Origin of the sequence: Paenibacillus peoriae, from assembly GCF_022531965.1 — a bacterium.
Lineage (GTDB): Bacteria > Bacillota > Bacilli > Paenibacillales > Paenibacillaceae > Paenibacillus > Paenibacillus polymyxa_D.
Window position 1 is genome coordinate 2,104,126 of sequence record NZ_CP092831.1, and the last position, 16,039, is coordinate 2,120,164.

Consider the following 16,039-nt stretch of genomic DNA (forward strand, 5'->3'; position numbering starts at 1 on the left):
ACAAGAAGTGAATCCTTTAGGAGGCCGATTTTATATGAGCGCACATGTATTTTTTGTACCATCTATCAATCTTATGGGAACAGGCTGTTTGCAAGAAGTTGGGCCGTATATAAAAGAACTGAATTTAAACAAAGCTCTAGTCGTGACGGATAAATTTTTGATGAAGAGTGGTATTGCAGGCAAGGTTACATCTTTGCTGGATGATATTGGATTGAACTATGCGGTATACGATGAAGTAAAACCAAATCCGACCTGTAAAAATGTACATGATGGTGTTCAGTTTCTGCAAGAAAATGAATGTGACTTTTTAATTTCGATTGGCGGAGGATCACCACAGGATACGGCTAAGGGAATCGGCATTATTGCCACCAATAGGGGACATATAACCGAGTATGAGGGCGTTCATAAATCCAAGCATAAATCGCTTCCTATTGTCGCCATTAATACCACAGCAGGAACATCTGCTGAAATCACGATCAATTATGTCATTACGGACGAAGAGCGCAAGGTAAAGATGGTTATGGTTGATAAGAATAGTGTAGCTACGATTTCAGTTAATGATCCTGAACTGATGGTAGACAAACCGGCCGCGTTAACGGCAGCTACAGGACTAGATGCTTTGACCCATGCCATTGAAGCTTTGGTTACGCCAGGTTCCTATCCTGTAACGGATGCGACTGCCTTGGCAGCAGTAGAAATTATTTTTAATCATTTGGCTCGTACAGTGAGAGACGGTCATGATATAGAAGCACGTGAGCAAATGGTATACGCTATTTTCCTGGGAGGACTTGCATTTAATAATGCCGGATTGGGTTACGTTCATGCGATGGCGCATCAGCTTGGCGGCGTTTACGATTTGCCTCATGGTGTTTGTAATGCCATGCTGCTGCCGATTGTGGAGGAGGAGAATGCCAAGCAGGTACCGGAGAAGTTTCGTGCCATCGCTAAGGTCATCGGTTTTGAAGATAAGGGGAAAACGGATAAGGAATGCGCAGACTATGTAATCCAAAGAATCAAAGACCTGTCGAAGGAAGTAGGGATTCCTTCCAAACTTTCTGAACTAGGTGTAAATGAAGTGGATTTGGATCTGCTTGCCGAGAACTCAATGAAGGATGCTTGCGCTCCGGGCAATCCGTTTATACCTAGCAAAGAACAAGTTATCGAGATGTTTAAGAAAATTCTTTAAATAAAAGATGCAATTATTTTACTAAATACTATAAGGGCTGTCCCAGGAACTGATCGAAGTATACTGGGAACGGCCCTTTTTATTCGCATTTTCTACTAAGAGATTTGTGAGACTAGAGATAAGACAACCCCATTGAAGATTAAAGGCACAGCTCTCTCGGCTAAATCTGTAGGAGACTCTTTTTTTCCTTCCACATTCCAGCGAAAGGTTACACCATAAATGGACCAGCTTAAAATGGTCGCGGCAAGTTCTAACGTTCTTTGGTCTGTATTATTGGCTTCTCTTGTTATGAGTTGAAGTATGAATTGCTGTAATTGATTCTTAATATGTTCTTCCAGGATCGGTGCCACTGAATTATATTTATGAACGCATTGGTTACTTGAGTCGTGATAGTCACATAACGAAAGAATAAGTTTCTGAATGATCTCCTCCGACAAACGTGCCTCAGCATCAATCCTCTTGATAACATACTCCAAAAATGCATCTGACAAAAGGGTTTCAAGCAGTGCATATTTATCTTGAAAATGTGCATAGAACGTGGCGCGGTTAATGGTGGCTTTTTGGGTAATGTCATTGATCGTAATCGTGTAGAAGTCTTTCTTATTTAATTGGTCAACGAATGCGTCGAGAATTAATCTACGTGTTCGAATGACGCGAGGATCGTTTGGGTTGGGTGAAGTTACACCAGGCATCCTAAAGACACTCCTTTCAGGAAATCAAATGATTCCCCCATTATAAACATGTGTTGTTTTGTCAACAAGTGAATTTAGATATACAACAATTTCATAACCCTTTTGGTTAAGCAACAGAATGAACATTTTGTCGGTTGAATGATAAATTAAACATTGCTAACATTTCACTTGCACCCCGTTTGATGATGCACGAGCCTTATATATAATTCTTTAAAAGAATAAAAGAAAATGAGGAGGTACAATCCTTGAGTAATCAACCGCAAAATGTTCATTCAACAGAAGCTTTATTTCAACCTTATACCATTCATAATCTAACCCTACAGACTCGTATTGTAATGCCGTCAATGGGCCGCGCTTTTTCACCAAATGGTGTGCCAGGACCGGATGTAGCCGCTTATTATCGCCGTCGCGCAGAGAATGATGTAGGTCTTATTATTACTGAAGGCGCAGTGATTGACCATCCGGCTGGAACAAGTGAGCCGAGGATACCTAATTTTTATGGGGAAGCGGCTTTAAACGGTTGGGCTGAAGTGGTCAGACAGGTTCATGAAGCTGGTAGTAAAATTTTCCCACAGCTTTGGCATATGGGGATGGCTCGTCCTTTGGGATCTCAGCCGAATCCCGAAGCGCTATCGATTGGTCCATCGGGGCTGGATCTGGAAGGCAATAAAGTGACCGAGCCGATGACAGAAGAAGAAATTGTCAAGGTCATTCGCGCCTATGTCGATGCAGCTGCGAATGCAAAACGACTGGGTTTTGACGGCGTTGAAATTCACGGAGCACACGGCTATCTGGTTGATCAATTCTTTTGGGAGAGGACGAACCAACGTACGGATCGCTATGGTGGCGATATCATAAAACGTGCTCAATTCGCCATTGAGCTTGTGGAAGCTATTCGTGCTGAGGTTGGCCCTGACTACCCTATTGCCATGCGCCTATCCCAATGGAAAATGAATGATTACAACGCAAAGCCGTTCGATACACCGGATAAACTGGAGCAATTCCTGAATGTATTAGTAGAAGCGGGCGTGGACATCTTCCATTGCTCGACACGTCGCTTTTGGGTACCTGAATTTGAAGGCTCCGATTTGAGCTTTGCCGGATGGGTGAAGAAGCTGACTGGAAAAACTACGATTACGGTTGGCTCTGTAGGTCTGGATGAGGATTTTGTAAGTTATATCGAAGGGAAAGGGGCAGGACACCAAGATATTAATGAACTTCTGGAACGGCTCGACAACAATGAATTTGATCTGGTAGCTGTTGGGCGTGCGCTTCTGGGCGATCCTGCATGGGCTACGAAAATACGTGAAGGCCGAATTCATGATCTTCAAACCTTTACACCTGAGATACTTCAAACGCTCAACTAAAACATATCATACTTTGAACATCTCTTCATTTCATAAATAAATACTGTAAGCCAAAATACTCAAAGTCAGGTAAGGAACTTGGGTATTTTGGCTTTTTTATGCGTCTGCGATAGTAATCCACCATGAACCATTATAGATTAAGTCATATTTGCTTTTAGTTCAGACTGACACCAACACTTGATATATATAGATGTCTATGTAATAATGCTTGTATGTTAAAAAATAATGCAGCTGCACTGATAGGAACCATTAGAGACTCGATCAATAAATTGATTGTGTCTGAGCTCGAATCGAATGGAATTGAAGGGATTGTTCCTACTCATGGCGGAATCCTAATGTTCCTTTATCAAAACGACGGGCTTTCTATTAAGGAATTGACGCAAAAAATTTCTCGTCAGCAACCCACGGTCACTGTTTTGATCGACAAGCTAGTGAAGTTGGGATATGTCGAAAGAAAAAAAGAAAGGGAGGATAGCCGAGTTACCCTGATATTTCTGACCGATAAGGGAAGAGAGATAGAGCCTGTATTTGAGGTGATCTCCAATAGATTACAAGAAACCATCTATGGTGGTCTCAAAGATGAAGAAAAAGAACAACTGGAATATTTGCTGGAGCATGTCAAAAACAGATTATAAATTTTTTTAAGTAAATGTATAGATATCTATATTAATATCAAAATAACAATAAAACATCTGGAGGTTATTAAAATGAAACATCTTATTATCTATGCTCACTCAAACGCAGAAAGCTTCAATCACGCGATACTCGAAACGGTTGTAAATACCTTGAAAGAAAAAGGTGATGAAGTCGTTGTACGCGATCTTTATGCCCTTAATTTTCAACCTGTATTAAAACCTGAGGATACTGCCGCTATGAGAGCAGGGCAAACTCCGGCTGATATCAAAGTGGAGCAGGAATACATCTCACAATCGGATACGATTACTTTTATTTCTCCCATTTGGTGGACAGGTCTTCCGGCTATCCTGAAAGGTTACGTTGATCGTGTATTTGCATACGGCTTTGCATATACGGCTGGTGCGGAAGGGATTAATAAGCTGCTTACAGGTAAAAAAGGTTTTATCGTGAATACACATGGTACTCCCAACGCGATCTACGATGAAATCGGTATGACTGCAGGATTGAAGCTCACATCCGATACGGGAATTTTTGATTTCGTTGGAATTGAATCCGTCGGTCACTTGCTGCTTGGAAGTATTGGTTATCTTGATGAAGATGGCTATAAAGGGTTGTTGAAGCAAGTACAAGACACGGTTAAAACGGTGCTGTAAATTCAGTTCATATTCTTTTAGAAACGTAAGACATTCTTTAAATAATGAGGTCAACCCGTATTTAGTGGTTGGCCTTTTCTTGTAAATGTTAATACTTCTCTAATATAGTCCAAACAACAATCTCATTTGGAGCTGCTCAAATCCCCCTTTTCCTTGAAATTCTATGATATAACACGTTTCCAGAACCTCATAAAATAAAACCCTCCTTGTTGTCTCACGTTATGGGGTCAGTCCCTCTCCTCTGGGTGTCTCACAGTCCAAGGTATAAAACCTCCTGTTATTGGACATTCAAGGGGGGGATAAAGTATAAAAATTCACAAATATTTCATTGTTATTATCGTGGGCAATTCATTATAGTACATAGTATTAATAGTTAACTGTATGTATTACGTGTGTTGCGGAGGTTCACTATGAAAGATTATGAACTAAGGGACGAATTGAGAGAATCCGTTAACCGGATTTATGACATGGAATTATTCAGTAGCCTGACGGAGCTTGTTCAGGGGGAAAACCATGTGCTTCAATATTTAGTTCAGCACCGGGATGATGAAATTAATCCTTCCTTGCTCAGCGATGATCTGCATGTATCCAGATCAAGAATTACGGCAGCGCTTACGGGATTAAGGAAAAAAGGCTATGTGACTATGGAAATGTCTGAGCATGACAGACGACGAATGTGTGTAAGGCTCACAGTAAATGGTGAATCCTTGATCAGACAGAAGCAAGAGAGAATTGAAGGTTATTTTGAAGCGCTTGTAGTAGGTTTGGGTGAGAAGAATGTGAAGGAATTTATACGGTTAATTGAGCTTTCTTTGAGTATTATGAACGCGCGTTCTATTGAAAAATAACATAATGTGAGGGTGTACCGGGTGAGATATAAAATAATAGCAGATAGCTGCTGTGATTTAACGAGAGAGCTTAGAGAAGAGATGCAGATTACTACGATCCCGTTAAATATGACGCTGGGAGATAAATGCTTCGTAGATGATGACACATTGGACTTACCTCAGTTTATGGAAGAAATGAGAGCCTGTACAACCAAAATTGGATCCGCATCACCGTCACCTATGCTATATAAGGAAGCCTTTCAAGGTGCGCATACTTCTTTTGCCATTACATTATCCAGCAACCTGTCCAGTTCGTATTCCAGTGCATTGGTAGGAAAAGATATGGCGGAAGAAGAGGGGGCGGATGTTCATGTATTTGATTCGAAAAGCGCTTCGGCTGGACAGCTCTTGTTAGCTCTAAAACTGCGCAAGTTGATTGACGAGGGATATCATAAAAGCGAAATTATTTCATCCTTGGAGAGCTTTATCAGCAAGATGAAAACCTACTTTGTTTTAGAAAATCTAGATAATTTGGTTAAGAACGGGCGGATGAATAAAATCACTGGAAAGATACTTTCACTCTTGCATATCAGGCCTATTTTAGGCTCGGATGGTGACGGTAATATCGCATTTTTTACTCAAGCACGCGGTCAGAATCAAATTATCGAAAAGCTCGCAGATACTATTGAAAAAAGTGGCCGGGCTACCGAAGGAGAAAGCATTGTCATTACTCACTGCAATAATCCTGGGCTGGCGGAAAAATTAATGAATGCGCTGAGGAAACGCTATCAATTTAAAGATATTCATATTGTGTCCACCAGAGGGATTAGTTCAATGTATGCCAATGACAAAGGGATCATTATGGCCTTTTAAAAATATTCAGGGTTTATCCTCGCTGTATGGATAAACCCTTTTTTAGTACACTGAGGCTTTGCGGGAGTTCAAGCCTATCCCAATTTTCTAATGAGGACAGAAGCGTTTATGCTGGCTTGAGTTCCTCCGGCTTGTGTTTGCAGGGTAACAGCAGTAGTAGAGCTATGGTTTCGCAGAGTAAGGACGTCACCGCATGCCAGAGCAAGGATGGCTTGCCCTGTGTTCTGTTGTGTCCCGGCTCCTGAGCCGTATACAGTTCCCACAGCCAGTGCTCCATTAATAAAGATGGCGAATTGGTTAGGTTCCACACCGGACACCGAAAAGTGAACTTCATATTTTCCAGTATCGGATACAGCAATCTGTGTAGTTCCTGGAACATGAGCAATTCCAGGAGTAAGTATACCGTTCGTATCCCAAATGACATCCCCTTCAATCGGAACAACTTGGGGCTTCACATTGTAAATATAACCAAACTGCGCTAAATCACCTATGGTTCCAGAATCCCCTTCAGGCCCTAAAGCACCATGATTAATATTCACACTTACAAGTTGCTTTTTGACGATAATATCTTTCCCAAACCCTTTCCGTTTTGAGCGGCTCTTTCTCTTTGGGGGCTTCTCCTCAAACTTTTTTTCTAACTTATCAAACCAGGCACGGACAAAAACATTTTTTTTACGGCCTTTTTTTCGTTTTAATTCAGGATGACCCAATACAAACACCTCCATATGGTTTGTTGTATACTACTCCATTCATCTAGAGGAGGCATGGATATCTGTCCTGTGATTCATAGGAAACGATCTATTTTGACTAAAAACAGGCTACTGTACAAGGTACATTCGTCTAGTATGTAAAAAAAGCACCTTTGAATGTGCACTTGGATGACAACCAAGGAACAGACAAAGGCACCAGTAGAGGTGTATATCATGATGAGGCGGTTTGAAGCCGCTTTTTGCGCACATATAGGGCGTACAAGATGCCCCCAAGCAGGCACAGGATACATGTGAAGCCTGCCAGCAACCACGCCGATGAGACTGCTCCACCACGATCCATGCTATTTCCGAGCCATAAAGGCAGCAGAGCTCCCCCAACTCCACCTGCGCCTATAAGCAGGCTGGTGGTAGATTCTTCGGTGCCTGGCATCATTTTGCTGGCAAAAACAAGTGCGATGGAAAAAATGCCCGACATGCCCAGCCCCAGCAGTGTGATAAGGACAAAGGCAACGGTAGTTCCCTTGATCAGTGGGAACACGCATAGCAGCACGGTCGCCGCCAGCGAGCTTAGGGCTACAAAGACACCATAGCCGTACCGATCAGCAATACTTCCTGCGAACAACCGTCCGGTAGCCATTGCTAGCCAGAAGCAGGTAACACTGAGTGCTGCCTCGGCTTGAGTGAGGCCCAGCCGTTCGATGAACATGGAGGGCAGGAAATTAGCTAGGCTCATCTCTGTTCCTACATAGATAAAGAAAAAGATGATAAATAGTGTAAGTAGCTTCCGATTGCCAATAGGGTTACCTTCAGAAGCCTTCTCCGTGGGTGACTTCAGTGAATTAGTCGAACGCTTAAGGCTGTTATCTCGGTGTTCCTGTGGGTCCAATACAGCGTCCAGCGGGCCGAAGGACCCGCGCAACCAAGCTATAATGGTCACGGCTGCAAACATGGAAATGATGGGAAAGGCCAATCGCCACCAACCGAGAGCGATAAGTTGGCTGGCGATAGCGGGCATAGCCAAAGCGCCAATCCCAAAAAAGACTTCCAGACGGCTCATCGCCGCGCCCGTTCCTTGAGTAATACCGCTGATAATAATCGTGCCAATGAGTGTTTCTACCATGCCGAAGCCAAACCCCGCTGCTGCACCGACGACATATAGCCAATCCCAAGGCGGCAGCAATGAGTATAGCACTTCAGCCGCGCACAGCAAAAGCAGGGCGAATACCAGACTTCGGCGTTTGCCGAAACTTCGGGCAAGCCACGGTGACAGCAGGACTCCAACCAGAAAACCGGAAAATTGAGCGAAGATTAGACTACCGCCATCCGTATAGTTTCTACCGTAATGCTCTAACAACACAGGCAGTAGGGAGCCTACAACCACGTGTGCCAGGCCGATTAAAAAATAAGACAAGCTGCCGATCCATAGCAGTCGTTTCATGATGAACTCCTTTGATACCTAGATTATACTCATGCAGCAAAGTGAACTGTATGTGTCAAATCTGAGTGATTATGATAGCTCCAGTACTTGAAAGCCGTAGCCTTCAATAGAAATATCTCCTTCCAGGTATTTACCGCTGATTAGCTCATTCCCTTTCTGATCATCCAGATGATATTGCTGCGTCTGGGCGTTATGATTCAGAATGAACAGATATGATTTTCCATCTTTGGTCCGTACAGTGGTTTCTACACCCGCAGGAGCGCGCAGCAGGGATGGAATCCCTTTTTGCTCACAAATGTAGCCCAGCAGGCCATCAAGGAAAGTCTCTTCAGGATCTGAAGCAACGTACCATGCCTCGCCTTGACCGAAACGATTGCGTGTCAGCACTGGCATGCCCTGATAGAAATCATCGCCGTATTCCGCCAGCACCTCGGCACCTTCGCTATGCAACAGGTCGCAGAGCAGACCACATTGATATTCACCTTGTAATACGCCCACCTTTTCTTTTAATACAATGCGATTGTATGATTCCGGCAGAAGCGCGTCAATTTCCTCCACCCAGATCCCGAGCAAGTTACGCAGTTTACCAGGATATCCTCCGGTTGTGACCAAATCGTTTTCATTTACAATGCCACTGAAAAAGGTCGTTACGAAGGTGCCTCCATGCTCTGTGAATTGTTCCAGCTTCTCGGCGGTACCTGGCTTGACCATGTAGAGTACAGGCGCGATAATGAGATCATATTTCTGGAAATTTGCATCAACGGAAATCAGGTCTATCTGTACGTTGCGCCGGAAGAGGGTCGCATAATACTTATGCACCTGATCCACATATTTCAAGGCGACAGAAGGACCGCTTGATTTTTCCAATGCCCACCAATTATCCCAATCAAACAAAATGGCTACTTTGGCATTGACGGTCGCGTCAAGTAGCGTGTTGCCTAATGCGCCAAGCTCACTGCCAAGCTGTGCCACCTCGCGAAATACACGTGTGTTCTCATGCCCGGCATGCTCAATAACAGCCCCGTGGAATTTCTCACATGCGCCGATTGAGCGGCGAAGCTGGAAGAACATGACCGTGTCCGCGCCATGCGCGACTGCCTGATAACTCCATAACCGCATAACGCCGGGCCGTTTAAGCGAATTATACGCCTGCCAGTTCTGCTGGCTCGGTGTTTGCTCCATCAGCATAAAGGGTTGCCCATCCTTCAAGCCGCGCATCAGATCGTGTGCCATCGCGGTATAGCTTGGCGGGGTATTAGCCGCAGGATAACTATCCCAAGATACAATATCCATGTGCTTAGCCCATTTAAAATAGTCCAGTTGTTTGAAAAATCCCATCAGATTGGTCGTTATCACGGCATGGGGAATATGTTTTTTAATCGCGTTGTATTCCAGCAGATAGCAATCCAGCATACTGTCTGAATTAAAACGTGCATAATCGAGGGATATGCCCTGAAAGGAGGAGTGATTTTCTCCCCAATGCTCGCTCAAATTATTTGGTGGCACGATTTCATCCCAATCATAGAAGGTATGACCCCAGAAGGAAGTATTCCACACCCGGTTTAGCTCTTCCAGTGATCCGTATTTTTGCTTGAGCCACACCCGGAATGCGGCCGCACAGTTATCACAATAGCAATCCCCACCGTACTCATTGGACACGTGCCACACGAGGATCGCGGGATGGTTTTTGTATCGTTCTGCAAGTTGGCCAGCCATCTGCTCCGCAAATTTTCGATACGTAGGACTGTTCGGACAAGAATTGTGGCGACCACCGAACTTCCGCTTCCGTCCGTCAGCGTCCACCCGGAGAACGTCGGGGTAGCGAGTAGCCATCCAAGCAGGATGCGCTGCCGTGCTAGTAGCTAGACAAACGAAGATATCGCTTTCATAAAGACTGTCAATCAATTGATCCAGCCATTCAAAATGATATGTGATTTCGTCGGATTGAATTTTGGCCCATGAGAATACGTTGACCGTGGCGATATCAATCCCTGCCTGCCTGAACATCCGTAAATCTTCCTGATGCGTGGCCTCATCCCATTGTTCAGGATTATAATCTCCACCGTAAAATACTTTAGGTAGTTTACTGCTTATCATGCCAATCACCTCTGTATATAAGAATAATTCTATCTTATAATACAAATAACTGCTTTTAAATATAATAAAATGAACGTGTATATAACAATATGGATCTACATGAGAAATACATACCCGCATACGCCGGAGGTGCTTTTTATGATTTTAACTCCCCATCATTTGCGATTTTTCCTGACTACGCGTGAGCACTCTTTACCCCTTTTTATTGAAAGTATCGGATTTAACAGCAGGCAGGAAGATGTGTCCCGTCCAGAGGGCTATCCGTGCTTTCACTGGATTCAGACGGTGTCTGGTGAAGGGATGTTTACATTTAAAGGGGGGACCTTTCGTCTGGGGGAGCAGTCTGGAGTTCTGCTGCTACCTGGGGAATCCCATGCATACAGACGGGCGACCAAGGTATGGCGAACGTTATACATTACATTTGACGGCCCCATCGCCGCTGCTGTACTGACTGCACTGGGGTTGAAGCATACGCGTGGGTATCATTGGGACCCGGATAGCGAGCTGCACAGTTTTGGGGAAACGATGCTTCATTCCATGGTTAGTGAACGTGATTTGTCTGGATTAGATGCTTCGGCCAATATGTATCGTTTTCTGACTCTGCTGCGTAAACATGGACAACATAGCTCGATGCCTTCCCTATCCCATAATGTGGAACGATTAACCCCTGTACTGGCCTTTATGGAGCAAAATTATGCCAGTCCAGATGTGGGTCTAGGTGATATGGCAGTTATGATGAATGTCAGCTCCCGTCATTTAAATACATTATTTAAGCAAGCGTTTGGTGTGACTTCGTATGCTTATCTGATTGTGATTCGGCTGCGGAAGGCCAAGGAAATGATGGCGGAATATCCGCAATTAACAGTAAAGGAGATTTCGGAGCGAGTGGGCTTCCGAGATACCAGTCATTTTGTGGCAACTTTTCGCCGAGCTGAAGGAATTACCCCGGAAAGGTTCAAATTACTGTATACATAAAGGTATTTTATCGAAATGCTCTTTCTTACTCGGGAATGCTCTTTTTAGGGAGCATTCCTTATTGTTTTTTTCAGGAAGAGGGAGTATAAAATAATAGTTCATTTGTTTCATCAATCTGATGTGCAGGTGACATAATAAACATAAGATCCATAATTCTTTTGCAAAACCCTCATCCAAAGAAGGAGTCAACGAAATGCTGAGCAAAGTCAAAAGATTATTAATCGGTCGTCCGCGAAAGTCGACGGCCCTTGAAGATGAGAAGCTGAATAAGCTCAAGGCACTGGCCATTCTGTCCTCAGATGCCTTATCCTCTGTAGCTTATGGAACGGAGCAAATTCTGCTGGTTTTAATTACAGCCGGCTTTGCTGCCCTATGGTATTCCATTCCTATATCCATTGCGGTATTGGGTTTGCTGATCATTCTGATCCTGTCTTATAGACAGACCATTTTTTCCTATCCTGGTGGCGGAGGAGCGTACATTGTTGCACAGGACAATTTGGGAAAGAGTCCGAGTCTGATTGCAGGCGGTTCTTTGCTGGTCGATTATATTCTGACGGTAGCAGTTAGCTCATCAGCAGGTACAGATGCCATTACATCGGCGTTCCCATCGTTACATGATCATCGGATCGCCATTGCTCTAATTATGATCATCTTTTTGACGATTATGAACTTGCGCGGAGTAACAGAATCTGCCTCAGTGCTGGCTGTACCGATTTACTTATTTGTTGTTGCCATATTTGTTTTGATTATTAGCGGTATCATTCATTACGTGGCAGGGGGAGCTCATGCTGCAGCACCGCAATTTGGAGCTACGGTATCCAACGTCAGCCTGTTCCTGTTACTGAAGGCGTTCAGCTCGGGTTGCTCGGCGTTAACTGGGGTAGAAGCTGTCTCGAATGCCATTCCGAACTTCCGCAAGCCAGCTGCCAAAAATGCAGCAACTACACTAATGATGATGGGTTTGATTCTCGGGTGTATGTTTATCGGAATCAGTTTGCTGGCTTATTGGTACGGTGTTCGTCCTAATCCGCATGAAACGGTCATTTCGCAAATTGCGAACGCCACTTTCGGGCGCGGTGTGATGTATTACATCATTCAGGGTGTAACGGCGCTCATCTTGTTTTTGGCGGCGAATACAGCCTATTCGGCCTTTCCATTGCTTGCTTTTATGCTCGCGAAGGACAAATACATGCCGCACATGTTCATGGTTCGTGGAGATCGGCTCGGATACTCTAATGGTATTTTGTTTCTGAGTATCTTCTCGGCATTGCTGGTCATCGTATTTGGCGGTAACACAGAAAATCTGATCCCGCTTTATGCAGTAGGGGTATTTATCCCGTTTACCCTTTCACAGCTTGGTATGATGATTCGCTGGATCAAGCTCAAACCGCCAGGCTGGATTGTCAAACTTGCTATTAATACGGTTGGGATGCTGACCACGCTGTCGATTACGCTCATCTTTATCTTCACCAAGTTTAGCCAGGTGTGGGTAGTCTTTATCTTCCTGCCTTTGGTTCTGTATTTCTTTATGAAGATCAACAGGCATTACAAAAATACGGCTGAACAACTGCGCATTGATATTACCAAGGATAAACCTATGGTGAAAGGCAATACGATTATTATTCCGGTGGCAGGCATTACGCGAGTCGTCATGAATACGATCAGCTATGCCAAAACCTTGTCGGACAATGTGGTTGCCGTATATGTGGGTGTGGATGATGATGCAATTCGCAAAATGGAACAGAAATGGGAAGAGTGGGATGTCGGTATACGTTTGGTCGTACTGAAATCCCGTTATCGCAGCATTATTAATCCGCTTCGCAAGTTCATCGATACAGTAGAGTGGAAAAAAGCAGACGAGGACCATATCACTGTTCTCATTCCACAATTCATCACCAAGCACTGGTGGGAAAATATTCTACACAATCAGACCAGCTTACTGATGAGAGCTTATTTAATTAATTATAAAGACGTGATCGTAACGACCGTACCTTTTCATTTAAACAAATGACCAAATGAACATCTTTTGGCCGCATTTCTTTGCGGTCGGAAGGTGTTTTTTTGCATAACGAGGATATTTACTTTAGTGATACATTTTGTGTATTATAGATACAAAATGTATCATTTGAGGCTGTTATGGAGGGATACGATGCCCGAAGCTAAGGGGAAAATGGAAGATGACAAGCTGCAATTTGTAGATACGCTAAGGGCGCTGGCTATTATTGGAGTTTTACTTGTGCATGTCAGCCAGCATGTGGACGGATTAAACGGTTGGTTGCAAAAAGGCTTGAGTATAGGAGCCAAAGGTGTCGCTTTATTTTATATGGCCAGCGCTTTTACGCTATTTTTGTCCTTAAGCAGACGTTCGGGTAACAAGAGTGAAAGAATTTCAGCTTACCTGATGCGTCGTTTTTTTCGGATTGCTCCTTTGTATTACGTGATGTTAGGAATCTATTTAGTTGTGAACGGGACAGGTCCACGATTTTGGCTTGGGGATCAGGAGGGAGTCACTGCCGCCAATATCGCAGCTCATGTCCTGTTTCTGAATGGTCTGAATCCGTACTGGATCAACAGCATTATCGGTGTGGAATGGTCCATTGCGGTGGAATGTATGTTTTATCTGTTTATCCCTCTATTATTTAAGCTAATCCGATCCGTCCGCCATGCGACGTGGTTTGTCGTGATGGCGCTTGTGGTAAGCTTGGGGCTAAATACGGTAAGTGTTCAATATCCATGGATTAGTGATCACTCTTTATGGGGGCACTATCTGTATTTATGGTTTCCGAATCAATTGCCTGTCTTTGGGCTAGGTATATTGTTGTTTTTCATTTGGAAAGACGAGCGGCATTGGAAAAGTATAGACCGAGTCAGTGGAGTTTTGCTGCTTGTTTCTGTGCTATTTTCATTTTTAGAAGGCATGACCGATGTTCTCATAGGTGTCGGGTTGCTGCTGGGAGCGTATGCTTTGTATCACTGGCAGCCGATATGGCTGCTTAATCGGGTATGGTCATGGATCGGCCGCCTTAGCTACAGCATGTATTTGACGCATATGCTGGCTCTGGGACTAGTCGTACAGGTTAAAATACCTTTTGCTCCCCTAGTCAGCCTCACACTTATGTTTATCATGACGTTGCTAGTCACCATCGGACTATCTTGGTTTACCTACTCGTGGATTGAACAGCCCGGCATCCGTTGGGGGAAAAAGCTTATATCACGTATGAAGCCTGTGCGCAAGCAGGGAGATTCGGTCAAAGAAAGTGTTGCCTAAGCTACAGCTTGAAGTGGCATCCGATAACATTTGGTTGAAGTGCTTGAATAAATTTATGAAATAATTGAAAAGACCTCTTGAAAAGTAGCTCCCAGCCCTTTATATTCGATGTACATCCAAGTTTTTGAATACACCGATGAGGTTTGTTGGAATTGTAAAGGAGATGCACGCATGCTTTTGAAGCCAATCGGCTTTTTGCTTTTCTCCACACTTGAGGGAGTCGCTGTTTTTGCGCTTATTTTGAGTATTTTTAAAGTTAAAATGACCCCTTATCTATGGCAGGCCATTTTTGTTAACCTGATTATGAATATGCAAAGTTATATGCTTAGAGAGGAGTTTTCCCTTTCGTATTTGGTGCCTGTCGTAAATATGCTGCTTTTTATTTTTTTACTCGCTACGGTCGTGAAGATTCCGATTGTGTGGTCCGGTATTATGACGGTTACAGGTTATTTTGCATATGCCGTTGTTCAGTCGGTACTCTTAAAAGTCATGTTCGGCAATCTTCCGGTTTCTGAGCTGCAGGATGGGTCCTTGAAGGGCTATCTGCTACAAGTGGTAAGCGCAGCAGTAGGACTGCTTATTTCATTGATGTTGTATCGAAAAGGGATCGGCTTTTCCCCTAATTTCAAGAAGCTTAAGTTCAAAGAGGAATATGGCATTGTCATCACGCTGATTATCCTGTCTCTCATTTCAACTTCTATTGTGCTCTACTATAACGAGGTATGGTTAAGTATGATATTTTTTGCACTGGTTTCGGGATTTTTCATCTATTATGCAATCGGAAAGGAATACCGGGATGATTGAAGCGATGGCTTTCAAACTTGCTAACCAGATCAAACGTACTGTGCCTGATCATCCGGCCTCTGTCGCGGTACTTAAATACGCACTTGCTCTCATTCTGAATGCGTCCCTGATCATTGTGTTGACACTATTCGCCTCATTCTTCACGGGGCGTATGGTAGAGGCTGTTACGATTCTCGTCGCTTTCGCCCTACTGCGCCAAATGTCAGGAGGCATTCATTTGAAAACGGGCATGACATGTGTGTTGGTGACCTCAGCAGCTTTTACTTACATATCCTGCATTGCCTTAAATAGTGGGTGGACAAACCTGTTTACCGGAATAGCTCTCATTTTCGTTTTATGTTTTGCCCCGTCCAGAATTGAAAAGCAGTCGCGCATTCCAGTACGGTTTTATCCCTTCTTGCGGCTGTTATCCTCCTTGCTTGTATGTACTAATTTTGTAATCGGTTCCTCTGTAGTGGCTGTTGCTTTTTTGGTCCAAAGCCTAACATTGATCCGGGGAAGGAGGTGAGTGGA

15 protein-coding genes are annotated in these 16,039 nt (G+C 43.9%); 11 read left to right on the plus strand and 4 right to left on the minus strand.

Features of this window, described 5'->3' with window-relative positions:
- Positions 1 to 34: 34 nt before the first annotated feature.
- Entirely contained in the window at positions 35 to 1,186 is a 1,152-nt protein-coding gene (locus MLD56_RS09580) for an iron-containing alcohol dehydrogenase (protein ID WP_029514754.1), read from the plus strand.
- Positions 1,187 to 1,281: 95 nt separating this feature from the next.
- Here MLD56_RS09580 and MLD56_RS09585 read toward each other — a convergent pair whose 3' ends face one another.
- Entirely contained in the window at positions 1,282 to 1,878 is a 597-nt protein-coding gene (locus MLD56_RS09585) for a TetR family transcriptional regulator (RefSeq protein ID WP_029514753.1), read from the minus strand.
- Between the two features lie 245 nt (positions 1,879 to 2,123).
- Here MLD56_RS09585 and MLD56_RS09590 point away from each other — a divergent pair, with 245 nt between their 5' ends.
- The 5 genes from MLD56_RS09590 (at position 2,124) to MLD56_RS09610 (ending at position 6,234) form a co-directional block, all read left to right on the plus strand.
- Positions 2,124 to 3,245 (plus strand): NADH:flavin oxidoreductase, encoded by a 1,122-nt coding sequence (locus MLD56_RS09590; protein ID WP_029514752.1) that lies wholly within the window; start codon positions 2,124 to 2,126, stop codon positions 3,243 to 3,245.
- A gap of 212 nt (positions 3,246 to 3,457) precedes the next feature.
- Complete coding sequence (locus tag MLD56_RS09595; RefSeq protein ID WP_029514751.1) at positions 3,458 to 3,880, plus strand: MarR family winged helix-turn-helix transcriptional regulator; 423 nt, start codon at positions 3,458 to 3,460, stop codon at positions 3,878 to 3,880.
- A gap of 72 nt (positions 3,881 to 3,952) precedes the next feature.
- On the plus strand, positions 3,953 to 4,534 hold the full coding sequence (locus MLD56_RS09600; RefSeq protein ID WP_013309835.1) for an NAD(P)H-dependent oxidoreductase: 582 nt from the start codon (positions 3,953 to 3,955) through the stop codon (positions 4,532 to 4,534).
- Positions 4,535 to 4,944: 410 nt separating this feature from the next.
- Positions 4,945 to 5,382, plus strand: a complete 438-nt coding sequence (locus MLD56_RS09605; protein WP_029514750.1) for a MarR family winged helix-turn-helix transcriptional regulator — start codon at positions 4,945 to 4,947, stop codon at positions 5,380 to 5,382.
- A gap of 21 nt (positions 5,383 to 5,403) precedes the next feature.
- Positions 5,404 to 6,234, plus strand: coding sequence for a DegV family protein (locus MLD56_RS09610; protein WP_029514749.1), 831 nt, complete (start codon positions 5,404 to 5,406; stop codon positions 6,232 to 6,234).
- Positions 6,235 to 6,308: 74 nt separating this feature from the next.
- On the opposite strand, the gene MLD56_RS09615 is transcribed toward MLD56_RS09610, so the two are convergent.
- From MLD56_RS09615 to MLD56_RS09625, 3 genes are all read right to left on the minus strand, one after another.
- Positions 6,309 to 6,944 (minus strand): hypothetical protein, encoded by a 636-nt coding sequence (locus MLD56_RS09615; protein ID WP_029514748.1) that lies wholly within the window; start codon positions 6,942 to 6,944, stop codon positions 6,309 to 6,311.
- Between the two features lie 211 nt (positions 6,945 to 7,155).
- Entirely contained in the window at positions 7,156 to 8,382 is a 1,227-nt protein-coding gene (locus MLD56_RS09620; RefSeq protein ID WP_029514747.1) for an MFS transporter, read from the minus strand.
- A 69-nt stretch (positions 8,383 to 8,451) separates the two neighbouring features.
- A complete protein-coding gene (locus MLD56_RS09625) occupies positions 8,452 to 10,479 on the minus strand; it encodes a beta-galactosidase (RefSeq protein WP_029514746.1) in 2,028 nt (675 codons plus the stop codon).
- Positions 10,480 to 10,617: 138 nt separating this feature from the next.
- Between MLD56_RS09625 and MLD56_RS09630 the strand changes: the two genes are divergently transcribed.
- The 5 genes from MLD56_RS09630 to MLD56_RS09650 all read left to right on the plus strand — a co-directional run bounded on the left by MLD56_RS09630 (position 10,618) and on the right by MLD56_RS09650 (position 16,034).
- Positions 10,618 to 11,454 (plus strand): AraC family transcriptional regulator, encoded by an 837-nt coding sequence (locus MLD56_RS09630; RefSeq protein WP_029514745.1) that lies wholly within the window; start codon positions 10,618 to 10,620, stop codon positions 11,452 to 11,454.
- 193 nt (positions 11,455 to 11,647) lie between these two features.
- Positions 11,648 to 13,465, plus strand: a complete 1,818-nt coding sequence (locus MLD56_RS09635; RefSeq protein ID WP_029514744.1) for an APC family permease — start codon at positions 11,648 to 11,650, stop codon at positions 13,463 to 13,465.
- A gap of 138 nt (positions 13,466 to 13,603) precedes the next feature.
- A complete protein-coding gene (locus tag MLD56_RS09640) occupies positions 13,604 to 14,722 on the plus strand; it encodes an acyltransferase family protein (protein ID WP_209948013.1) in 1,119 nt (372 codons plus the stop codon).
- A gap of 171 nt (positions 14,723 to 14,893) precedes the next feature.
- Positions 14,894 to 15,526 (plus strand): hypothetical protein, encoded by a 633-nt coding sequence (locus tag MLD56_RS09645; RefSeq protein ID WP_029514742.1) that lies wholly within the window; start codon positions 14,894 to 14,896, stop codon positions 15,524 to 15,526.
- Entirely contained in the window at positions 15,519 to 16,034 is a 516-nt protein-coding gene (locus MLD56_RS09650; RefSeq protein ID WP_029514741.1) for an accessory gene regulator ArgB-like protein, read from the plus strand. The genes MLD56_RS09645 and MLD56_RS09650 overlap by 8 nt, the downstream gene beginning before the upstream one ends.
- Positions 16,035 to 16,039: the final 5 nt, after the last annotated feature.